This window comes from Citrobacter sp. RHBSTW-00524 (genome assembly GCF_013747755.1).
Classification (GTDB): Bacteria; Pseudomonadota; Gammaproteobacteria; order Enterobacterales; family Enterobacteriaceae; genus Citrobacter; species Citrobacter braakii.
Map to the genome: position 1 here is coordinate 4,014,484 of NZ_CP056421.1, position 23,398 is coordinate 4,037,881.

A 23,398-nucleotide genomic window follows, 5' to 3' on the forward strand; every position below is an offset into this window, starting at 1 on the left:
AAAGGAATCGTATGCAACCGCTTAACGTCGCCATTGTTGCCGTGGAAGATTTCAGCCCGTTTCACTTCTCGGTGCCGTGCATCATTTTCAGTGACAAAGTAGCGGCGAAGAAACGCTTCGAGGTGCAACTTTGCGCCGAACAGCCAGGTATCGTTTCCTCGCAGGATGGCTTTTCCATTACCGCAGCTCACGGCTATGAAGCGGTGGAGGCCGCCGACATCGTGGTGCTCCCCTACTGGGGCACCACGGCACATCGTCCACCACAAAGCCTGCTTGATGCGCTCAACCATGCGCGACAAAACGGCGCACAGATTGTCGGGCTATGTCTGGGGGCATTTGTCCTCGGCTATGCCGGTCTGCTCGATGGCAAACGGGCGGCTACGCATTGGGAGTTCGAGCAAGATTTTCAGGCGCGCTTTCCGGCAGCCCGTCTGGATATTAACGCGCTGTACGTGGATGACGACGGCATAATTACCTCGGCAGGCACCGCCGCCGCGCTGGATTGCTGTCTGTACGTCATCCGTCAGCGTTTTGGCAGCACGGCGGCGAATCAGATTGCCCGACGGATGATTGTGCCGCCGCATCGTGAGGGCGGCCAGTCACAGTTTATCGAGCAACCCGTGGCGAAAAACACCCAGGATCAGCGCATCAACGTCCTGCTCGACTATTTGCGCCAGCATCTCCACGAACCGCATAATCTCGACGAGCTGGCGCAGCGGGTGATGATGAGCCGTCGCACTTTAACCCGTCATTTTATGAAGGCCACCGGGTCAAGCGTGGCCGAATGGTTGATTGCCGAGCGTCTGCGCCGTAGTCAGATACTGCTGGAGTCCAGCCAGTTACCCGTTGAACGCATCGCCGAACAGGTTGGTTTCCAGTCGCCCATCACCTGGCGGCAGCATTTTAAATCCCACTTTGGCGTTAGCCCGGCTGAATGGCGTAAAACCTTTCGCGGCGATTAGCCACGTTTTTGCGCCAGCCAGATGGTATGCCCGGCGCAGTGCGGATCTTCCATCACCATCTCTACCACCACAAAACCGTGCGCTGACAGCAATGCGCGGTATTCATCCGGCGCGAGGCTGGCGTGAAACAGCGGTTCGCCCTCAAATTGCCCCATCGCGATACCGTTTTCCGTCCCGCTGGTAAACATCAGCGCGCTGCCGGGACGGCTGAGTCGGTCAAAAATCGGGAACATCTTTTGCTGATCCTGCTGAGTTAAATGGAAAAAGCTGTCCCAGGCGATCAGACCATCGAAAGTCTCGTTAAGTCCCAGCTCGCGCATATCCTGCTCCAGCCAGCGCTGTGCGGGAAAAGTGTGCCGGGCCCGCGCCAGCATCGCCGCAGAACCATCAATTCCCGTAAGCGGAAAGCCTTGCTGAATAAAATAACCAGCAATCGGCTGACCGTTGCCGCAGCCAATATCCACAATGCTGCCCTGCCCGCCCATCACGGTGATGAACTTATCCAGCCAGCTTTTCTCGAACAGTGCGCGTGAACGCTGGCTGGCAAAGGCCTCCGCATGACGTTGGTAGATGGACAGAATGTTGTTTGCCGCAGAGTCGCTCACGATGTCCTCACTTTTTTATTCTGTTAAGCATCACGACGATAAATCCTCCAGGACACGATTTGCAACCCTGGAATGCGCCTCGCAGAACCAATGCGCAAATACCCCAAAACCGTCCCGCTGTGGCATCATAGCGCGCAGATAACGTCATGACAGGGGTGATAAACGTGAAACCGGTAACGCTATACGATGTGGCAGACCATGCAGGAGTCTCTTACCAGACCGTCTCGCGCGTCGTGAATCAGGCCAGCCACGTTTCCGCAAAAACCCGACAGAAAGTTGAGGCCGCGATGGCGGAGCTCAATTACATCCCCAACCGTGTCGCACAGCAGCTGGCGGGCAAACAGACGCCGCTGATTGGCGTCGTGACGGCGAACCTTGCCCTGCACGCCCCCTCGCAAATCGTTGCCGCCATAAAATCCCGCGCCGACCAGTCCGGGGCCAGCGTGGTGATCGCCATGGTCGAACGTAGCGGCGTTGAGGCATGTAAAGCCGCAGTCCACAACCTGCTTTCTCAACGCGTAACCGGGCTTATCATCAACTACCCGCTGGATGAAGAAGACGCCATTGCCGTGGCTACCGCCTGCGGTACGGTGCCGGTACTGTTTCTTGATGTCTCTGATCAGACGCCAATTAACAGCGTGATTTTCTCCCATGACGACGGCGCACGTCTCGGCGTTGAACATCTGGTGCAGCATGGGCATCAGCGTATCGCCCTGCTGAGCGGGCCACACACTTCGGTTTCGGCAAGGCTTCGCCATGCGGGGTGGCATAAATATCTGGCGCACTACCAGCTGCAACCCACCGCGGAGCTGGAAGGCGACTGGAGCGCGATGTCAGGTTTTCAGCAAACGCTGCATATGCTTAATGGTGGTAATCTCCCCACGGCCATGCTGGTCGCTAACGATCAAATGGCGCTGGGCGCGATGCGGGCAATCAGCGAGTTCGGTCTGCGGGTGGCGGTTGATATCTCGGTGATCGGCTACGATGACACCGAAGACAGCGCCTGCTACATCCCACCACTGACCACCATCAGGCAGGATTTTCCGTTACTGGGTGAAACCAGCGTCGACAGACTGCTGCAACTTCCCCGTGGGACCTCAAGCGTGGGCAACCAACTGCTGCCCGTAACCCTGGTTAAGCGCAATACGGTTCTGCCTCCCGATACGCAAACCCTCTCACCCCAGGTGCTGGCCGACTCACTGATCCAGCTAGCGCGGCAAGTTTCGCAGCTCACACCCAAATTGTGAACGCATAACAATTGTGTGAGTCAGTTCACTCATTGAGCGCCCCATCCTTTACAGTGGGGATCGCTTATTCGTATTTTGATTGAAATTGTGAGCGAATAACAAATTCAAACAGGATACCGTTATGAACCTGAACACAGATTCACTCTCCGCTGTACTGGCCCGCCGTGACTGGGAAAATCCCGGCGTCACGCAGCTCAACCGCCTGGAGGCGCACCCGCCGTTTTGTAGCTGGCGCTCAGCGGATGATGCGCGCACCAATCAGCGATCAACTCAGTTACGCTCGCTAAATGGCAAGTGGCAGTTCGCCTGGTTTTCCGCGCCTGAGGCCGTGCCGGAAAGCTGGCTGACGAGCGATCTGCCACAGGCTGATACTGTCAACGTCCCCTCTAACTGGCAGATGGATGGTTACGACGCGCCAATTTATACCAACGTCACCTACCCGATCCCGGTTAACCCCCCGTACGTTCCAGCGCAGAATCCGACAGGATGTTACTCGCTCACATTCAGTATCGAAGACGCGTGGTTAGATGAAGGTCAGACGCGCATTATTTTTGACGGGGTGAATTCCGCGTTTCATTTGTGGTGCAATGGTCGCTGGGTTGGCTACGGTCAGGACAGCCGCCTGCCGTCTGAATTCGATCTTAGCGATTATCTGCTGCAAGGCGAAAACCGCCTGGCAGTGATGGTGCTGCGCTGGAGCGACGGCAGTTATCTGGAAGACCAGGACATGTGGCGCATGAGCGGGATCTTTCGCGATGTATCTTTGCTGCATAAGCCCGCTACGCAAATCCGCGACCTGCGCATTAACACCCATTTTAACGACGATTTCAGCCGCGCCACGCTGGAAACAGAAGTCAGAGTGGCGGACAACGAGAGCGAAGATTTACGCGTCACCCTGCAATTGTGGGACGGTGAAACGCTCACTCACGAAACGACTTCCCCGCTCGGCAGCGAAATTATTGATGAACGCGGCGCTTATCATGATCGGGTTACCCTGCGTCTGAACGTCGAAAACCCGGCGCTGTGGAGTGCCGAAACGCCTAATCTGTACCGCACTGTGGTCCAGTTACGTACCGCTGACGGAGTGCTGATTGAAGCGGAAGCCTGTGATGTCGGCTTTCGTCAGGTTCGTATTGAAAACGGCCTGCTGTTACTCAACGGTAAGCCGCTGTTGATTCGCGGCACCAACCGTCATGAGCACCATCCGGTCAACGGTCAGGTGATGGACGAGGCGACGATGGTGCAGGATATTCTGCTGATGAAGCAGAACAACTTTAACGCCGTGCGCTGCTCCCATTACCCGAACCATCCATTGTGGTACACCCTGTGCGATCGCTACGGCCTGTATGTGGTCGACGAAGCCAACATTGAAACCCATGGCATGGTGCCGATGAATCGCCTCACCGACGATCCCGCATGGCTGCCAGCCATGAGCCAGCGCGTCACGCGCATGGTGCAACGCGATCGCAACCACCCGAGCATCATCATCTGGTCACTGGGCAATGAATCCGGGCATGGCGCCAACCATGACGCGCTCTACCGCTGGATAAAATCAGAAGATCCGTCCCGCCCGGTACAGTATGAAGGCGGCGGCGCAAATACCACGGCGACCGACATTATTTGCCCGATGTACGCCCGCGTCGATCAGGATCAGCCCTTCCCCGCGGTACCCAAATGGTCGATTAAAAAGTGGCTGTCGATGCCCGGCGAGCAGCGTCCGCTGATCCTCTGCGAATACGCCCACGCCATGGGCAACAGTTTTGGCGGCTTCGCCAAATACTGGCAAGCGTTCCGTCAATTTCCGCGCCTACAGGGCGGGTTTGTCTGGGACTGGGTAGATCAGTCGCTGATTAAATATGATGAGAACGGCAAGGCATGGTCTGCCTACGGTGGTGATTTTGGCGACACGCCTAACGATCGTCAGTTTTGCATGAACGGCCTGGTGTTCGCCGATCGCACCCCGCATCCGGCATTATACGAGGCCAAACATGTGCAGCAGTTTTTCCAGTTTACGCTGCTGCCGGGACCCAAACGCCAGATTGAAGTAACCAGCGAATATCTGTTCCGCCACAGCGATAACGAGGTTCTGCACTGGTCGATTGCCCAGGATGGCAACCCGCTGGCCGCCGGAGAAATCGTGTTGGATATCGCCCCACAGAGTCGCCAGGTGATTACCCTGCCAGATGTCCCGCTACCGGAAACCGCCGGCCAGTTATGGCTAACGGTACGCGTAGAGCAACCTCAGGCCACCGCATGGTCAGACGCCGGGCACATTAGCGCCTGGCAGCAATGGAAGCTGGAAGAGAAACTCAGCCTGGCGCCACGGCCAACTGCCCGTACCGCACCACAGCTGAACGTGAGCGAAAACACCTTTACTGTTGAGATCAACGACAAGCGCTGGCAATTCGACCGTCAGTCTGGCCTGCTGACACAGTACTGGATTGGCGACGCAGCTCAGCTGTTAACCCCGCTTACTGACCAGTTCACCCGCGCGCCGCTGGACAACGACATCGGCGTGAGCGAGTCAACCCGCATCGACCCTAACGCCTGGGTCGAACGCTGGAAAGCCGCCGGTCATTATCTGGTCGAAGCAACGTTACTGCACTGTGCTGCCGACACGCTAAGCCATGCGGTACTGATCGCCACCGAACATGCGTGGCAGTATCAGGGCGAAACGCTGTTCGTCAGCCGAAAAAGCTACCGTATTGACGGCAATGGTGAAATGCAGATAACGGTGGATGTCGACGTCGCCAGCGGCACGCCACATCCGGCCCGCATCGGCCTGAGCTGCCAACTGGCGCAGATCGCTGAGCGCGTGAACTGGTTAGGTCTCGGCCCACATGAGAACTACCCGGATCGCTTGAGCGCCGCCTGTTTTGATCGTTGGGATTTGTCGCTTGATGAGATGTACACCCCATATGTTTTCCCTGGCGAAAACGGTCTGCGCTGCAACACGCGTGAGCTACGCTACGGCGCGCATCAATGGCGAGGGGACTTCCTGTTCAACATCAGCCGCTTTAGCCAGAAGCAACTGATGGAAACCAGCCACCGCCATCTGCTGCAACCGGAGGCTGGTACCTGGGTCAATATTGATGGCTTCCATATGGGCGTGGGCGGTGACGACTCCTGGAGTCCTTCCGTTTCACCAGAGTTCCTGCTGAGTGCCGGACGCTACCACTACCAGCTGGTCTGGGGTCAAAAATAATAATAATCGGGCAGGTTCCCCCCTGCCCGCATTCATCGTAAGGAAGTCCATTATGTATTATTTGAAAAACACTAACTTTTGGATGTTCGGCTTCTTCTTTTTCTTTTACTTTTTCATTATGGGTGCCTATTTCCCCTTCTTCCCTATCTGGTTACACGATGTAAACCATATCAGTAAAGGTGACACCGGGATCATTTTCGCCTGTATTTCACTATTTTCGTTATTATTCCAGCCTGTTTTCGGACTGCTTTCCGATAAGCTTGGCCTGCGTAAACACCTGCTGTGGGTAATTACCGGAATGCTGGTAATGTTTGCCCCGTTCTTTATTTACGTCTTTGGCCCGTTATTACAGGTTAATATTTTACTGGGTTCGATTGTCGGCGGGATTTACCTTGGCTTTATCTACAATGCCGGCGCTCCGGCGATTGAAGCCTATATTGAAAAAGCCAGCCGCCGAAGCAATTTTGAATTTGGTCGCGCGCGCATGTTTGGCTGCGTAGGCTGGGCGCTGTGCGCCTCGATTGCCGGGATTATGTTCACCATCAATAACCAGTTTGTCTTCTGGTTAGGTTCCGGCTGTGCGGTCATTCTGGCATTGCTGCTGCTCTTTTCAAAAACAGATGTCCCCTCTTCTGCAAAAGTTGCGGATGCGGTAGGCGCCAACAACTCAGCATTCAGTCTGAAGCTAGCGCTGGAGTTATTTAAACAACCGAAACTCTGGTTCCTCTCCCTGTACGTGGTCGGCGTTTCCTGTACGTATGAAGTGTTTGACCAGCAGTTCGCCAACTTCTTTACCTCGTTCTTTGCCACCGGCGATCAGGGTACCCGTGTGTTTGGCTACGTCACGACCATGGGGGAATTACTCAATGCCTCTATCATGTTCTTTGCGCCGCTGATTGTGAACCGCATTGGCGGAAAGAACGCCCTACTGCTGGCCGGTACGATAATGTCGGTGCGGATCATCGGCTCCTCCTTCGCCACCTCTGCGCTGGAGGTCGTCATTCTCAAAACGCTGCATATGTTTGAAATACCGTTCCTGATCGTCGGTTGCTTCAAATACATCACCAGTCAGTTTGAAGTGCGCTTCTCGGCCACAATTTACCTGGTGTGCTTCTGTTTCTTCAAACAGTTAGCAATGATCTTCATGTCAGTTCTGGCCGGAAAAATGTATGAGAGTATTGGTTTCCAGGGGGCGTATCTGGTGCTGGGGATAATTGCGCTAAGCTTCACGTTGATTTCCGTATTTACCCTAAGTGGACCGGGGCCGTTTTCTCTGCTGCGTCGTCGCGAAAGCGTCACGCTGTAAAAGCCTCTTTGCCGGATACACCACTCACGTGGTTTATCCGGCCTACGATGTGCCATCCTCACACGATGAGTCCTGACCTGGTGGTTTAAGTTCCGAGGACAACACGCCGCTTTTTTATCGTTATGATAAAACGGGGCGAGAAGCCAGGTCATAGCATGAGCAAAAAGGCGGTTGCGGTAACAACGCTCTTTATCAGCGTATTACTTACAGGATGTGGCAGCATTGATGCGCGCACGGCAGGCGAGGATTCAGATACGTATTACGTGGGTATGCGCCATGATATTGATAAACTAAAAAACCCGGGCGCTTACGATTATAACTATTTCGATTTAGCGCTGTTATTTGTTGATGTGCCGTTATCGTTCGTGGCCGATACGGTTTATGCGCCGTTTGATTACTATCACGGGCCGTATAAGAAAGTTGATTAGAACGTAGGCCCGGTAAGCATTGCGCCACCGGGCATCACACGACGTTACTCCTCGATCGCCTGACGGATTTGCTGCAACGATGCGGGATCGTCAATGGTCGTCAGATCGCCAGGATCACGGCCTTCGCAGATCGCCTGAATCGTCCGTCTGAGCATTTTGCCGGAGCGTGTTTTCGGCAGCTGCGACACAAACCAGACGTGAGCCGGACGACCAAAATTACCAATTTGACTGTCCACCAGCGCCATAATCGCCTTCTCTTCCGAATGGGCAATGTCGCTGTCTTCCAGACTGTCGCTCTGTTTTGGAATAACGAACGCGACCGCCACCTGCCCTTTCAGCGCATCCTTCACACCGACCACCGCCACTTCGGCGACGTTTGGATAGCTGGAAATACTCTCCTCTATCTCGCGCGTCCCCAGCCGGTGTCCGGCCACGTTGATCACGTCATCCGTACGGCCCAGAATGAAGTAATAGCCATCGGCATCGCGAATGCCCCAGTCAAAGGTGGCGTACACCTGGCGGGAAAACAGCGACCAGTAGGTATTCACAAACCGCGCGTCATCCCCCCAGATAGTCTGAATACAGCCCGGCGGCAGCGGCCCTTCAATCACCAGCATCCCCTTCTCGTTCGCCGCACAAGGTTCACCGGTCACCTCATTGAGCAACTGCACGTTATAGCCGTACATCGGCACGCCAGGACTGCCCAGCCGCGACGGTCGGTCGTCCAGCCCGCGGGCGATAGCCATAATCGGCCAGCCGGATTCAGTCTGCCAGTAGTTGTCGATAACCGGGACGCCCAGCGTTTCCGTTACCCAACTGGCGGTCGGTTCGTCCAGCGGCTCACCCGCCAGATACAGCACCTCCAGCGAGGAGAGATCGTGATTGCGGATTTGCGCGGTTGGGAATTTTTTCAGCACGCGGATGGCGGTCGGGGCCGAGAACATCCGGCTGACCTGATACTTCTCAACAATTTTCCACCATACGCCGCAGTCCGGATACGTTGGCAGCCCTTCGTAAACCACCGTCGCCATCCCCGCCAGCAGCGGGGCATACACGATATAGGAATGCCCAACCACCCAGCCGATATCCGACGCGCAGAAGAACACGCCGCCCGCTTTGCCGCCGAAAATGGTGTCCATCGAGGTCGCCAGCGCGACCGCGTAACCACCAACGTCGCGCTGAACGCCTTTCGGTTTACCGGTTGTCCCGGAGGTGTAGAGAATGCAGGACGTTTCATTCGATTCCAGCCAGACAACCGGCACCCGTGCGCCGAGATGCTGTTGGCGTAGCGCGGCAAAGTCGAGGTCACGCCCCTCCACCCGCGCCATTTTCGCCAGACCGCGGTCGACCAGCACCACATGACGCGGCTGATGCTGAGCCTGATCGATCGCATCATCGAGTAGCTTTTTATAGGGCAGGATCTTGCCGCCGCGCGCCCCGGCATCCGCCGAAACGATAACCACCGGTCGGGCGTCATCGATGCGCGCCGCCACGCTGTGCGAAGCAAAACCACCGAACACCACCGAATGGATCGCCCCAATGCGCGCGCAGGCCAGCAGCGTAATGTGCGCTTCGGCGATCATCGGCATATAAACCAGTACCCGATCCCCGCGCTGTACGCCGAGCGACAACAGCATCGCTGCCACAATATTCACTTCGTCATACAACTGACGAAAGGTAAACGTGCGTTCTTCTTCAGTTTCTGATGACACAGCAATCAGCGCCAGCGCCTCGGGCTGTTTCTCCAGCCAGCGGTCGATGGCGTTATGGCACAGATTGGTCGTCCCGCCGCAAAACCAGCGGGCAAACGGCGGATTGCTGTGGTCCAGTATCTGCGTATACGGCTGCTGCCAGTCAATACGCTGGGCCTGCTCGGCCCAGAACGACTCCGGCTGCGTAATAGAACGTTGATAAAACTCGCTATAAGACATAATGCTCTCCTGTTGAACTTACGCCTGATGAGTCGGGTTTCAGATAACAAACAAATCCATATACTCATTGACCGGCATCTGCTCCAGGCGAGTTCTGTCCAGGGAGACATCCAGAATGCGCTGCTGCTGACGGGTCGGGAACTGACGCGCCAGGTTGATTTTGAACTTCTCGACCAGCTTCGGCATCCCGTCGTTACGACGGCGCGCGTGGCCGATTGGGTACTCCACCACCACTTCTTCAAAACGTGAGCCATCGGTGAATTCCAGGGTGATGGCATTCGCGATGGCGCGTTTTTCAGGATCGTGGTAATCGGCTGTAAAAGCCGGATCTTCAAAGCAGTTGATCTTCTCGCGCAGGGCATCAATGCGTTTGTCCTGCGCCACGCCGTCTTCATAATCTGCCGCGGTTAAACGCCCGAACAGCAGCGGAATGGCGACCATATACTGGATGCAGTGATCGCGATCCGCCGGGTTATTCAGCGGGCCTTTTTTATCGATGATGCGGATACAGGCTTCGTGCGTACGAATGGTCACTTTTTCGATATCCGCCACCGTTTTCCCTGCAGCCTGTAGCTGCTCGTACAGCGTCATCGCCGCCTCTACCGCAGTCTGCGAGTGGAACTCGGCCGGGAAGGAGATTTTAAACAGCACGTTTTCCATCACATAAGAGCCGTACGGGCGCTGGAAGCGGAACGATTCGCCTTTGAAAGAGACGTCATAAAAGCCCCAGGTTTTCGCCGTCAGCGCAGACGGATACCCCATCTCACCAGTTTTCGCCATTAGCGCCAGACGTACCGCGCGCGAAGTTGCATCGCCAGCTGCCCAGGATTTACGCGTGCCGGTATTTGGCGCATGGCGATAGGTACGCAGCGACTGCCCGTCAACCCACGCCAGCGACACGGCGTTGAGGATTTCATCCCGGTTCAGGCCAAGCATCTCGGCGACCACCGCCGTCGAGGCCACTTTGACCAGCAGGACGTGATCGAGACCGACGCGGTTAAAAGAGTTTTCCAGCGCGATGCAGCCCTGAATTTCATGGGCTTTAATCATTCCGGTGAGCACTTTTTTCATGGTTAACGGCGCTTTCCCCGCCGCGACCGCATTGCGTGATAGCCAGTCAGCCGTGGCCAGAATGCCGCCGAGGTTATCGGAAGGATGACCCCATTCCGCGGCCAGCCAGGTGTCGTTAAAGTCCAGCCAGCGGATCATCGCGCCGATGTTAAACGCCGCCTGCACCGGATCGAGCTGGAACTGGGTGCCCGGAACGCGCACGCCGTTCGGCACCACAGTCCCTGGGACTACCGGCCCCAGCAGTTTTTTACAAGCCGGATATTCCAGCGCTTCCAGGCCGCAGCCTAAGGTATCAAGCAGGCAATAATGCGCGGTGTCATACGCTACCGTCGAAGTGATCTCGTAATTCATGACGTAATCAACGATATCAACGATTTCACGGTCAAATTCCGGGCGGACGTTCGAAATATGTGCAGACATAACAAGGGTTCCTGTTTTTTATATTTAGAGGTTTTGCATTAGCAACGCTGATCTATCGCGACAAAGACACGATCTTCCGGGCCGGTGTAATTGGCGGAAGGACGGATAATTTTGTTGTCCTGGCGCTGTTCAATGATGTGCGCCGCCCAGCCGGTGACGCGGGCGATGACAAACAGCGGTGTGAACATTTCGGTCGGGACGCCCATCATGTTGTAGGAGACTGCCGAGAACCAGTCGAGGTTGGGGAACATCTTTTTCGTTTCCCACATCACGTCTTCCAGACGGTCGGCGATGTTGTACATTTTCAGCGAACCGCCTTCCTGAGAAAGCTGTTTCGCCACGCGCTTTATCACCTGATGGCGCGGGTCGGCGATGGTGTAAACCGGATGACCAAAGCCAATCACCACTTCTTTGTTTTCAACGCGTTTACGGATATCCGCTTCCGCTTCGTCTGGCGTTTCGTAGCGCTGTTGGATCTCCAGCGATACTTCATTCGCCCCGCCGTGTTTCGGACCACGCAATGCGCCAATCGCGCCGATAATCGCGGAATACATATCGGATCCGGTCCCTGCAATCACGCGGCTGGTGAAGGTGGAGGCGTTGAATTCGTGTTCGGCATACAGCACCAGCGAAATATGCATCGCTTTTTCCCAGCTTCGCGACGGCTTTTCGCCATGCAGCAGATGCAGGAAGTGGCCGCCAATGGAATCATCGTCAGTTTCCGGCTGAATACGCTCGCCGTTATGGCTGTAGTGATACCAGTACAGGAGAATAGAACTGAGCGATGCCAGCAGCTTGTCGGCAATATCACGTGCGCCGGAGACGGTGTGCCCTTCTTTTTCCGGCAACGTACAGCCCAGCGCGGAGACGCCGGTGCGCATCACGTCCATCGGGTGCGAGGCAGCAGGCAGCGCTTCCAGAACGGTACGCACGTTTGCGGGCAGCCCGCGCAGCGCTTTTAATTTGCTTTTATAGGCGGTGAGCTCATCACGGGTGGGCAATTTCCCGTGGATCAGCAGGTGCGCGACTTCTTCAAATTCGCACTGCTGCGCCAGGTCGAGAATATCGTAGCCGCGATAGTGCAGGTCGTTACCGCTTTTGCCTACGGTACACAGCGCGGTATTTCCGGCGGCGACGCCTGATAGCGCAACCGATTTTTTAGGTTTAATGACATGGGTACTATTTTGCAGGATCGTTGTGTCGCTCATGTTGTCCTCGTCATTTTTATAATATGTAGGGTACAAATTTATTGCCGGATGGCAGCTACGCCTTATCCGGCCTACGACGGTTACTTCTTGGTATACAACGCGTCGAGTTTCTCTTCGAACTGGTAGTAATTGATGCTTTCGTACAGCTCGTTGCGCGTCTGCATAATGTCGATAACGCTCTTTTGCGTTCCTTCCTGGCGCAGCACGTTGTAAACCTTTTCCGCAGCGCGGTTCATGGCGCGGAAGGCCGACAGCGGATACAACGCCATCGCGACATTCGCGCTGCGCAGTTCATCGGTGGTGAACAGTGGCGTAGCGCCAAATTCGGTAATGTTGGCGAGGATCGGCACCTGTACCGCATCGGCAAACTGACGGTACATGGCAAGCTCGGTAATGGCTTCCGGGAACAACATATCCGCGCCTGCTTCGACGTACGCCTGGGCACGTTCGATGGCGGCCTCTAACCCTTCCACCGCCAAGGCATCGGTCCGTGCCATGATCACAAAGTTGGGATCGGTACGCGCATCCACGGCGGCGCGGATCCTGTCGACCATCTCTTCTTTCGAGACGATCGCCTTGTTCGGGCGATGACCGCAGCGTTTGGCGCCGATCTGATCTTCAATATGCAGCGCGGCGGCACCGGCTTTGGAAATTGACTTCACGGTCCGCGCCACGTTGAAAGCTGACGATCCAAAACCGATATCCGCATCCACCAGCAATGGCAGCGGGCAAACATCAGTAATGCGGCGAATATCGGTTAGCACATCATCAAGGGTAGAAATACCGAGATCCGGCAGACCCAGAGACCCAGCCGCGACGCCGCCGCCGGAGAGATAAATCGCCTGATATCCGGCGCGTTGGGCCAGCAGAGCGTGGTTGGCGTTGATGGTGCCAACGATTTGTAATGGGTTTTCTTTGCTGAGCGCGGCGCGAAACGCCTGCCCTGGGGAGTGTAGAGACATATCCCGTCCTTTTGTTATCAACTTGTTATCGTTCGTTGATTTATTTAAAGCAAGGGGTATGCCAAAGACCTTAATTTTTAATTAATTTATATATTTACCTTTAAAAACAATATATTAAATTAAATCCTTGTATCTTTGTTGCACAAAAGCGTGTCAGCTATCGTTTCATGAAACGTTCATTCACGTTTCATTGCAACATTCATGAAACACAACTAAACCCTAATACTCGGTGCCTTACTTTTTAGGATGGTTATGGCTGATACGCATCTTCCGCCGCGGGTGAACGACGACAAACCGGTTATCTGGACCGTTTCGGTCACGCGCCTGTTCGAACTGTTTCGCGACATCAGCCTGGAGTTCGACCACCTGGCAACCATCACCCCTATTCAGCTTGGTTTTGAAAAAGCGGTGACGTATATCCGCAAGAAGTTAGCCACCGAGCGTTGTGATGCCATCATTGCCGCGGGTTCCAACGGGGCGTATCTGAAAAGCCGTTTATCGATTCCGGTGATCCTGATTAAACCCAGCGGGTTTGACGTGCTACAGGCGCTGGCCAAAGCGGGAAAGCTCACCTCATCGATTGGCGTCATTACCTATCAGGAAACCCTCCCCGCGCTGCTCGCTTTTCAAAAAACCTTCAATTTGCAGCTTGAACAGCGCAGCTATATCACGGAAGAAGATGCCCGTGGTCAAATCAACGAGCTGAAGGCCAGCGGCACGCAGGCGGTCGTCGGCGCGGGGTTGATTACCGACCTGGCTGAAGAAGCAGGCATGACCGGCATCTTTATCTATTCGGCGGCCACCGTGCGCCAGGCCTTTGTCGATGCGCTCGATATGACTCGTCTGACGCTGCGCAGAAACGGTCCGTACGTTTCCGGCGATACGCTGCGCACCCGCTATGCATTGGGGGATATGCGCGGGCACTCGGCACAGATGGAACAGGTGCGGCACACCATTATGCTTTATGCCCGTTCGCGTGCACCGGTGCTGATTCAGGGCGAAACCGGCACGGGCAAAGAGCTGGCGGCGCAGGCAATTCATCGTGAGTTTTTCACCCGTCAGGAGAATCGGCGCGGTAAACCTTCGCCGCCGTTTGTTGCCGTCAACTGCGGGGCAATCACCGAATCATTACTGGAAGCGGAACTGTTCGGCTATGAGGATGGCGCCTTTACCGGCTCCCGTCGGGGAGGACGCGCGGGCCTGTTTGAAATCGCCCACGGCGGAACGCTGTTTCTTGATGAGATAGGCGAAATGCCGCTGCCGTTACAAACCCGACTGCTGCGCGTGCTGGAAGAAAAAGAGGTCACCCGGGTCGGTGGACATCAGCCGATTCCGGTCGATGTACGAGTGATTAGCGCCACCCACTGTCATCTGGAGCAGGAGATAAAACAGGGAGAATTTCGCACCGATCTGTTTTATCGCCTGAGTATTTTGCGCCTCACGCTACCGCCGCTACGCGAGCGATTGCCCGATATCCTGCCGCTGGCGGAAGGCTTTTTAAAACAGTCGCTGGCGGAACTGGAGGTGCCGTTTTCTGAACCTGTGCGCAAAGGGCTGGGTATGAGTCAACCGACGTTACTGAATTATGGCTGGCCAGGGAATATCCGTGAACTGCGTAATATGATGGAGCGCCTGGCGCTGTTTTTAAGCGTCGAGCCGCAGCCGGAGCTGAACGTACAATTCCTGCAGCAGCTGTTACCGGAACTGGCCGTTGCTGTTGACGCGCCGCAGGTATCCTCATCGCTCACGCCACAGCAGGTGCTGGCGCAATTCAATGGCGATAAAACCGCGGCTGCACGATATCTCGGGGTAAGCCGAACCACCTTCTGGCGCAGATTAAAAGAAAACCCGCCGATACAATGACCGGCGGGTATCGTGATTTTTACAGTAGCGTATTATTTTTTCTTGTAGATATTGGCTGTGCCATGGATTTTATTATCCGTTTGACCGGAGGTTAATACCACCACATCGGCCCCTTTCTCTTCTGCTTTCTTCAGCAGCTCTTCTTTAGCGTCTGAGACAGAAACTTCATTACTCGTTGAGATATCACCGATTTTTGTGTACTGCGACTCAACCTTTTCAAATTCAAGTTTTGTCATAAATTCCGCGGCATATGCGTTGGTCACGACAAAAGCTAATGCACCAATAAGTACTTTAATTCCAGTTTTCATAGACCAGCTCCAGGTTTTGTTATTACGCCATCATCGATCCCTGAACATTACATAACGCGATTCAAGGATGATTAATAACTAGTCCAGCCTGGATAAAAAATCCACATTCAGCAGGAATATATAGAGATTTTGCGGCGCAGAAAAAACCGGTCAACGGGTAGCAGCGCGTCAACCTGTTCAAAGTTTCAATAGCCAGTGTGAGTTGATCCTCAGAACAGACAGCGCACTGAAATTATAGTGTTAACTTTATGAGAATCTGAGGAATTGTTGTCTATGGAACCTCTGCACGCCGTCGTACTCACCGTCAGCCTGTTTGTTTTAACTTTTTTTAACCCCGGCGCGAACCTGTTTGTGGTGGTGCAAACCAGCCTGGCGTCAGGGCGACGCGCGGGCGTGATAACCGGTCTGGGCGTCGCCTTAGGCGATGCGTTCTACTCCGGCCTCGGGCTCTTTGGCATGGCGACGCTTATCACTCAGTGTGAAGATATTTTTTCGTTGATTAAGATTGTCGGCGGCGCCTATCTGCTGTGGTTCGCCTGGAACAGCATCCGGCATCAGGCGACACCGCAAATGCCAACGCTACAGCAGCCGCTTTCCGCCCCCTGGTATGTGTTTTTCCGCCGTGGGTTATTAACGGATTTATCTAATCCGCAAACCGTGCTGTTTTTTATTAGTATCTTCTCGGTCACCTTAAGCGCAGACACGCCAACGTGGGCCAGGTTGATGGCCTGGGCCGGCATTGTGTTGTCTTCCGTTATCTGGCGTATTTTTCTCAGCCAGGCGTTTTCGTTGCCCGCCGTGCGCCGTGCGTATGGCCGAATCCAACGGGTTGCCAGCCGGGTGATTGGCGCCATTATTGGTGTCTTCGCGCTCAGGCTTATTTATGAAGGTATTAGCCATCGATAAGAGAGTTTAACTTGACCATCGTGAGGTAATTGTCCGTAATACCGCCTGAATTTTTAATCGCACGTTGAGTGGCAGTAAGATGGAACAGGTTGAACCGGTAAACGACACATTACTCCTTACAGAATGGCAGGCGCTGTTACGTCAAACATCGCCTGAAGTTCACACGCTCCTGACATCGTTAAGCGATGAAGAGATCCGCCATTTAGTAACCGTTTTTTATGACTATATGCTCTCCCATGCGGAGAGCGCATTGTTCCTCAATACAGAACAGGTCAGTACCCGCCTCAGCGGCAGCATGTTTGACTGGCTGCGCAGCGTACTTGGCAGCGCCCACGAAGATCTCTCACAACTGCTGGCCAAACAGCGCAAAATTGGTGTGGTGCATGCCCGTATCGGCCTGCCCATCGATCTGGTTAACCGCGGCGCGCGCAAGCTGAAAGATGAGCTGTACAGGGTGTTAAAAACAAAGGCGGATTCCACTCCCGCCTTGCTGAGCGATGCTATCTGTTTCAGCAGTCTGGCAATGGATACTGCGCTGGAGGCCATGACGGTCTCCTATTCCCCCAGTTTTCAAAACTCTATGCACACGCAGGAGCAGTACCGTCTACAGACTATTTACGATGACGTTAACGTCGAGCGCGAGCGGCAAATCCGTTCGTTTACCGACTGGGAAAACCAGTTTATTTATAACATCGCCACCGGAATGCCTTTCGGTGAGATGGTGTTTCTGGCGAATTCTGACTTCGGTATGTGGTTATCACATAAGGGAAAACATATCCTCGGCAACAGCAATCTGCTGAATAAGATGGAATCACTGATTGCAGAGATCGACAGTCGTCTGACAACAACCCTGTCGCATCAGCATCAGCCGACAGAACCCGAGCGGATGAGCTTATTGCAGGATGTACGCCAGCTATCGGCAAAAATCCATTTCCTGCTCGCCTCAATGTTCGACGCGCTGGTTAAGCAGGAAAATGGTAAAGATTCGCTGACCCAGTTGCTTAATCGCCGCTTTATTCCGACCATCATGCGGCGCGAGATCTCGCTGGCGTTACATACGCGTAAGCCTTTTACCCTGGCGATGCTGGATATCGACTACTTCAAGCAAATTAACGATAACTTCGGGCATAATACTGGCGATCTGACGCTCAAAAACGTCGCGGCGGTCATTTACGATCATATCCGCAGCAGCGATTACGTGTTCCGCTACGGTGGCGAAGAATTTATGATTCTGCTCGTCGAGTCAGATGAAACACAGGCCAGTATTATTCTGGAAACGCTGCGTATGAAAATTGCCGAGATGCGCATGGCAGCCTCAGCGACAGAAACGTTTTCTATTACCGTCAGTATTGGTATTGCCGAATATGACTATCATCCCGACTATAAACAGTTGGTTGATAAAGCCGATCGCGCACTTTATCTGGCGAAAAGTAATGGCCGCGACCGCGTTGAGGTTTATCAGGAATAATCGTTGCCCTGCAGAGAAATAAATACCCCGTTCAGGGTATTTATCTGACCTGTGATAAATATCGGGCTGTTATTATTTTTCAGGCATATTGGCATGAAGAAAATAACAGCCGCGTAATAAGATGCAAATCAAATACACCAAATATGAATAGCGCTAGCATATCCCGGTGATGACGCCTTCTGAATGCAGAAGGGGAAATATGAGGGATACTATAAAACCATGAACGGGAAGATGAGAACGCGCTGGCAGCGCCGCCCAGGCACGACCGGGGGCAAACTGCCGTGGAATGACTGGCGCAACGCCAGCAGCTGGCGAAAAGCCACCCAGTTTCTCCTGCTGGCTATCAATATTTATATTGGCGTGGCGTTCTGGTATTGGGTCCGCTATTTCGAAACCGCCGGCACCAGCGTTTATATTCCAAGGCCCGGCGGTATTGAGGGATGGCTGCCGATAGCGGGTTTGATGAATTTCCGCTATACGCTAGAGACCGGTTTTCTTCCGCCCATCCATGCCGCCTCTATGCTGCTGTTAGTTGCGTTTATCCTGATTAGCCTGTTGTTAAAAAAAGCTTTCTGTTCATGGTTATGCCCAGTGGGGACGCTTTCCGAACTGCTCGGTAATCTGGGGAGAAAATTATTCGGTCGTAACTTTACGCTACCGCGCTGGCTGGATATCCCGCTGCTCAGCCTGAAGTATCTGCTGCTGGGGTTTTTCTTGTATATCGCCCTGTCGATGCCCGCCCAGGGGATTCAGTACTTTCTGACGTCAGCCTATGGAATCATCATCGATGTGAAGATGCTCGATTTCTTTCGCCATATTGGCTCCGCCACGCTCATCTCCGTGGTGGTTATCAGTCTCCTGAGCCTGTTTATTCGCAACGCCTGGTGTCGTTATCTGTGTCCTTACGGCGCACTGCTTGGTCTGTTCTCGCTGTTCTCGCCGTTTAAAATCCGCCGCAACGCCGACAGTTGCATTGATTGCGGGAAATGCGCGAAAAATTGCCCATCGAAAATCCCGGTCGACAGACTGATTCAGGTGCGTACTGTGGAATGCACTGGCTGCATGACCTGTGTTGAATCCTGCCCGGTGGCTTCAACATTGAGCTTTTCCCTGCAGACACCGCCGGGTGCAAAAGGCAGCGGTAAAGCGTTATGGCGACAAACGGCACTGTCGGGTGTTGCCATGACAATACTGGTGCTGGGGATTCTGTTTGCCACCATTGGTTATGCGGTATATGCCAACGTCTGGGATACGCCGGTGCCGGATCACCTGTATTTCCAGCTGATCCCGAAAGCAAAAATGATCGGCCATTAATTCTTTACCAGTATGTTCAAAACCCCTGCCAATTCTGGCAGGGTTTCCTGCCTGTAACGCCATTTTAAGACTATTGAACTTGTGTCATCGTGTCCGCGTTTATACAACCTTAAATATCACCCGTAATCATTTTTTCTATTATGTTATGGGCGACTGGGACCACAATAATGAACGGGAAAACATCATGACTAAAATAAAACTGGCGCTGCTTTTACCTCTGTTTCTGGCGGGTTGTACGGTGAGCGATGGAGAATTAAGAAACGCTTACGCTCAGCGTTATCAGCAGCCCGCCGCTTATGTCGATATCTATAAACAGAAAATAGCAGGCATGGATATTAATGCGTTGGCCCAATATGCCGCCGCAGAAGATAAGAAAAAAATGCGTGGGCAGCCAAGACTGAAAATCGACGAATTCATTACCATTGAAAATGTGCAGGCGAAAGGAAACCGGGTGGTCTACGATTACTCGCTGTCCGAGAGCTGGCTGGCGCTGTCCGCAGATAAACAGCGTGAAAAGCAGACCAATATGAATAAAGACCTGATCTACCGTACCTGCTCGCTGGAAACGGTACGTCTGGCGCAGGCGAAAGGGTTGGAAGAAGAGCATAACTACTACAGCCAGTACCCAGACAAAGTCGCCTTTACCCTGAGAACCAGCGCGCAGATTTGTATGCAAAACGGTTTTACGCAATAACCGCAATCCCCCAGCCTGATGGCGCTGCGCTTATCAGGCCTACAATTTGCACGCATCTGTAGGCTTGATAAGACGCCAGCGCCGCCATCCGGCTAAAAAACGATACTCAGAACTTCCATGAAACGCTGCCGACAATGCTGCGCTCGGCACCGAAGTAGCAGTATGAGAGCGAATTACAAGCTGCAACGTAGCGCTTGTCGGTCAGGTTGTTGACGTTCAACTGAGCGCTCAACCCTTTAATACCGATATTCGTTAAGTCGTAGCCAATTGCCATATCCACCAGCGTGTAGGACGGCAGAGTGTGAGTATTCAGGCGATCGCTGGCAATACCGTTGACATAACGCACGCCTGAGCCCAGCGTCAGGCCATCCAGCGGACCGCTTTTCACATCGTAGCTCAGCCAGGTACTGGCCTGGTTACGCGGCGCGTACACTGCGCGCTTACCCTGCTCTTCCGGGCTGCTTTTCTTATAGCGAATGTCGGTATAGGTATACGCCGCCTGCAGACGGAAGCTCTCAGTCAGTTGGCTAATGGCCTCCAGCTCTACCCCTTCAGACTCAATTTCCCCAATCGAGCGGTACGGATCGGTCGGCTCTTCTTTGGTGGCGATATTCGTCTGATTGATACGGAATACCGACGCGCTGAACTGACTGTTGAGTCCTTCCGGCTCATATTTCAGCCCGGCTTCCCACTGCTTGCCTTTCATCGGATCCAGCAGATTGCCGTTCTCATCGGCAAAGCTGGTTGGCGTAAAGGCGGTGGAATAACTCACATACGGCGCAAAGCCGTTATCGAACAAATAGAGCAGCGCAGCACGGGTGCTGAAGTTGTTTTTGTCCAGATCGCTGCGGGTATTGTTGATCTTATCAATGTTAGAAACGCTGACCTGATCGTAGCGACCGCCGAGCGTAATACGCCAGCGATCCCATGACATCTGATCCTGCAAGTAGTAGCCTGTCTGGCGCAGCTTGTGCTTCTCACGCGCATACATGTTGATGTAATCAGGCTGCGCGCCGTATACCGGGTTAAAGGCGTCAATCGGCGGGAATGCACCGTAGTAACCGGTGGTATTGTTGCTGCGATCCTGATAGTCGATCCCCACCAGCACACGGTGGTTGACCTGCCAGGTATCAAAGCTGCCGTCGAGTTGGTTATCCAGCGTAATCGCTGACATTTTTTCATCGGAGCCGGAGTAGCCGCGGTTAAGCTCGGTTTCATTCAGCCAGCCCGCCGCATACACCTGATTCAGCTCAACGTCGGTATGCAGGTAGCGCAGTTTTTGCCGCACCGACCAGCCGTTATCAAACAGGTGCTCAACGTTGTAGCCCACCATGTTTTCACGGCGATCGTATTTGTCGTAATCATCCTCGCCTTCGTAAAAGGTGTTGGAGATCTTTTGCCCGTAATGTGGAACCACGGTGCCGTCATACGGCAGACCGGAGTGGCTTCCGCCTTCCGGGTCACGGTGCAGATAAGCCATCAGATCCAGACGCGTCTGGTCGGTGATGCGCCAGGTCAGGCTGGGCATCAGCGCATAACGTTCTTCCTTCAATGGGCCAAACTGCGAGTCCGCGTAACGCGTCATTCCACTCAGTCGTGCCGCCACGCGATCGTTATCATCCAGCGCCCCAGTGACGTCAAACGCCGCGCCGCGCTGGTTATTGTTGCCAGCAAACAGTTTCACTTCTCCGCCGGCATCAAACGACGGCTTACGTGATGTCAGCGCGACAATACCGCCCGGAGAAGAACGGCCATACAGTACGGAAGCCGGGCCGCGTACCACTTCGATATCTTCGAGGAACCACGGATCAACCACCAGCGAGCTGTGTGAGTTGGTGTCCCCCATCATCTTCAGGCCATCGAGATAGACGTTGTCCAGACTACCATCCGAGAAACCACGCAGCACAATATAGTCAAAGCGGTTGGAGGCACCAATCTGATTGCTGTACACCCCCGGCGTATAGCTCACGGCCTGGCGCACGCTGGTTGCGCCCTGCTCTTCAAACTGTTCACGGGTAATGATCGATACCGACTGAGGCGTTTCAATATCCGGCGTGGCGAGCTTCGTGGCCCCGCTTTGCATTTGCGAGGTGACAACCACCGTATCGTTTTTTGTTGTTTCCTGCGCCAGCAGAGGAAAAGCCACGCTACCGGTCACCCATCCCACCACTAGCGCCAACCGAGTCTTCGCGAACATGAATATCTCCAAAGGCATGTCTAATTGTAAGTGAGAATTATTACCTTTTTGCTAACGGAGATAGCTATGCAGGATGCCAGGTTGCCTATGCGCAGTGCCAAATTGTCGGGAAGGCACGTGCGCAAAACGTAAAAATGGATTAGCAAAGTTTGAGCACATCGCCAGGCGAAAAGCCGTAACGACGCCGAAAAGCGGTAGAGAAGTTGGTAGCATGTTGATAACCAGACATCCAGGCCGCCTGCTGTACGCTGTATCCTTCCAGTAAATAGCCGCGCGCGCGTTCCAGACGGCAATCACGCAGGTAGTCAAAGACGGAACAGCCATAGGCCGCACGGAACTTGCTGCGCAGGCTGCTGGGGCTCATTGCCGCGCGTTGGGCCAGGGCATTGAGGGTGTAGTCATTCTCGGGACTCTGCTCCAGAAGACGACGAACGACCTCCAGCCGCTGCTGTTCACCGCTTGCCGCAAGCCGCTTGCCACTCTCGACCTGACACACGCTGAGGCCATGGCCGAACAGTTGTAATATCAGCCCTTCCAGCATCAGTTGGCGAGATACATGACCGATCGTGCTCCGCTGCGCATACTGCAGGCCGCTGAGTAAAAACCCCGGCACCTGCCAGATAAGCGTCGGCGTTTCGCATCTTTCCCACTCACGCATCAACGATTCGAGCAACCCCGTGCGCCACGCGCCGTCGGGATACAGACCGAGCGATAACGTGCGCAGTTTGCAGTCAGCATGATGGCGGGCACGCATCGTCTGATGCTCGCTCAGGCGTGAGCTAAACGCCATCCCGGAACGTACCACATGCTCCTGCCCGTTGAGCGTCAGGATGACGCAGCCTTCCAGAACCACCAGCATATACAGAGGACTGCTGTGGCGGGAGGTGGTTTCGTAGGGTTGTAGCACCTGCACATCAGAGTGCGTGACACACATCCCGCAGGGGAGCGTCATCTCCTCAACCTCACCCTGCAGAACGGGGCTGCAAGACGACAAATCCGGCTTTTGCGCCAGCAGGGGAAAACGGTAATCGATCCCGTAACGCTCACCAAAATCCATAAACTCGCTGACGGAGAAGGTGCGGGCTACGCGTCTGGACGTATTCAGGGCGGTGGTGTTGTTCATGCTGTCTTCTGCACAGGAAATGGGATTAACGGTTGATAACTGAAGCAACATTACCATTACCTGTACAACACAACAATAATAATGAGAATTATTATCAACATGACGTATGCGATTTCAAATCGCGCTGGAGAACGTCATTCCCGATATTTTTCTCGCGCAGCTCATCAGGCAACATTGACA

18 protein-coding genes are annotated in these 23,398 nt (G+C 54.1%); 10 read left to right on the forward strand and 8 right to left on the reverse strand.

All coding sequences use genetic code 11. From position 1 onward, the window contains the following. Positions 1–11: 11 nt before the first annotated feature. Positions 12–962, forward strand: a complete 951-nt coding sequence (locus tag HV229_RS19390) for a helix-turn-helix domain-containing protein (RefSeq protein WP_181546170.1) — start codon at positions 12–14, stop codon at positions 960–962. Here the strand turns inward: HV229_RS19390 and HV229_RS19395 are convergent. After that, positions 959–1,567, reverse strand: coding sequence for a class I SAM-dependent methyltransferase (locus tag HV229_RS19395; protein WP_049269868.1), 609 nt, complete (start codon positions 1,565–1,567; stop codon positions 959–961). The genes HV229_RS19390 and HV229_RS19395 overlap by 4 nt on opposite strands. A 164-nt stretch (positions 1,568–1,731) precedes the next feature. On the opposite strand from HV229_RS19395, the gene HV229_RS19400 reads away from it, so the two are divergent. The 4 genes from HV229_RS19400 to HV229_RS19415 all read left to right on the forward strand — a co-directional run bounded on the left by HV229_RS19400 (position 1,732) and on the right by HV229_RS19415 (position 7,753). Further along, a complete protein-coding gene (locus HV229_RS19400) occupies positions 1,732–2,814 on the forward strand; it encodes a LacI family DNA-binding transcriptional regulator (RefSeq protein WP_016151953.1) in 1,083 nt (360 codons plus the stop codon). A gap of 121 nt (positions 2,815–2,935) precedes the next feature. Next, positions 2,936–6,019 carry a beta-galactosidase gene (locus HV229_RS19405; protein ID WP_181546172.1) on the forward strand — a complete coding sequence of 1,028 codons (3,084 nt, stop codon included), beginning with the start codon at positions 2,936–2,938 and terminating at the stop codon, positions 6,017–6,019. A 52-nt stretch (positions 6,020–6,071) separates the two neighbouring features. Further along, a complete protein-coding gene (locus HV229_RS19410) occupies positions 6,072–7,325 on the forward strand; it encodes an MFS transporter (RefSeq protein ID WP_181546174.1) in 1,254 nt (417 codons plus the stop codon). A gap of 155 nt (positions 7,326–7,480) precedes the next feature. Continuing rightward, complete coding sequence (locus HV229_RS19415) at positions 7,481–7,753, forward strand: YceK/YidQ family lipoprotein (protein ID WP_131347827.1); 273 nt, start codon at positions 7,481–7,483, stop codon at positions 7,751–7,753. A 44-nt stretch (positions 7,754–7,797) separates the two neighbouring features. Here the strand turns inward: HV229_RS19415 and prpE are convergent, their stop codons facing one another. The 4 genes from prpE to prpB form a co-directional block, all read right to left on the reverse strand. Beyond that, a complete protein-coding gene (gene prpE, locus HV229_RS19420) occupies positions 7,798–9,684 on the reverse strand; it encodes a propionate--CoA ligase (RefSeq protein WP_065554251.1) in 1,887 nt (628 codons plus the stop codon). 39 nt (positions 9,685–9,723) lie between these two features. After that, positions 9,724–11,175, reverse strand: a complete 1,452-nt coding sequence (locus HV229_RS19425; RefSeq protein WP_181546176.1) for a bifunctional 2-methylcitrate dehydratase/aconitate hydratase — start codon at positions 11,173–11,175, stop codon at positions 9,724–9,726. Positions 11,176–11,213: 38 nt separating this feature from the next. Then, positions 11,214–12,383 carry a 2-methylcitrate synthase gene (gene prpC / locus HV229_RS19430; protein ID WP_016151947.1) on the reverse strand — a complete coding sequence of 390 codons (1,170 nt, stop codon included), beginning with the start codon at positions 12,381–12,383 and terminating at the stop codon, positions 11,214–11,216. 80 nt (positions 12,384–12,463) lie between these two features. Then, positions 12,464–13,345 (reverse strand): methylisocitrate lyase, encoded by an 882-nt coding sequence (gene prpB / locus HV229_RS19435; RefSeq protein WP_016155797.1) that lies wholly within the window; start codon positions 13,343–13,345, stop codon positions 12,464–12,466. Positions 13,346–13,597: 252 nt separating this feature from the next. Here prpB and prpR point away from each other — a divergent pair, with 252 nt between their 5' ends. Then, the gene (prpR, locus tag HV229_RS19440; RefSeq protein WP_181546178.1) at positions 13,598–15,208 is read left to right on the forward strand and encodes a propionate catabolism operon regulatory protein PrpR; all 1,611 of its coding nucleotides are present in this window, start codon (positions 13,598–13,600) and stop codon (positions 15,206–15,208) included. Between the two features lie 32 nt (positions 15,209–15,240). Here the strand turns inward: prpR and yahO are convergent, their stop codons facing one another. Next, positions 15,241–15,516: a DUF1471 family periplasmic protein YahO gene (gene yahO / locus HV229_RS19445; RefSeq protein WP_016151944.1), complete on the reverse strand. Its 276-nt coding sequence runs from the start codon at positions 15,514–15,516 to the stop codon at positions 15,241–15,243. A 273-nt stretch (positions 15,517–15,789) separates the two neighbouring features. On the opposite strand from yahO, the gene HV229_RS19450 reads away from it, so the two are divergent. From HV229_RS19450 to HV229_RS19465, 4 genes are all read left to right on the forward strand, one after another. Next, complete coding sequence (locus tag HV229_RS19450; protein ID WP_181546180.1) at positions 15,790–16,422, forward strand: LysE family transporter; 633 nt, start codon at positions 15,790–15,792, stop codon at positions 16,420–16,422. Between the two features lie 79 nt (positions 16,423–16,501). After that, positions 16,502–17,890 (forward strand): diguanylate cyclase, encoded by a 1,389-nt coding sequence (locus HV229_RS19455; RefSeq protein WP_016151942.1) that lies wholly within the window; start codon positions 16,502–16,504, stop codon positions 17,888–17,890. Positions 17,891–18,109: 219 nt separating this feature from the next. Next, complete coding sequence (locus tag HV229_RS19460; protein ID WP_032931024.1) at positions 18,110–19,204, forward strand: 4Fe-4S binding protein; 1,095 nt, start codon at positions 18,110–18,112, stop codon at positions 19,202–19,204. Positions 19,205–19,388: 184 nt separating this feature from the next. After that, positions 19,389–19,898 carry a hypothetical protein gene (locus HV229_RS19465; protein ID WP_223307927.1) on the forward strand — a complete coding sequence of 170 codons (510 nt, stop codon included), beginning with the start codon at positions 19,389–19,391 and terminating at the stop codon, positions 19,896–19,898. Positions 19,899–20,004: 106 nt separating this feature from the next. On the opposite strand, the gene foxA is transcribed toward HV229_RS19465, so the two are convergent. Continuing rightward, positions 20,005–22,113: a ferrioxamine B receptor FoxA gene (gene foxA / locus HV229_RS19470; RefSeq protein ID WP_149380655.1), complete on the reverse strand. Its 2,109-nt coding sequence runs from the start codon at positions 22,111–22,113 to the stop codon at positions 20,005–20,007. Between the two features lie 121 nt (positions 22,114–22,234). Beyond that, a complete protein-coding gene (locus HV229_RS19475; protein WP_032931274.1) occupies positions 22,235–23,218 on the reverse strand; it encodes a helix-turn-helix transcriptional regulator in 984 nt (327 codons plus the stop codon). Between the last annotated feature and the right edge of the window lie 180 nt (positions 23,219–23,398).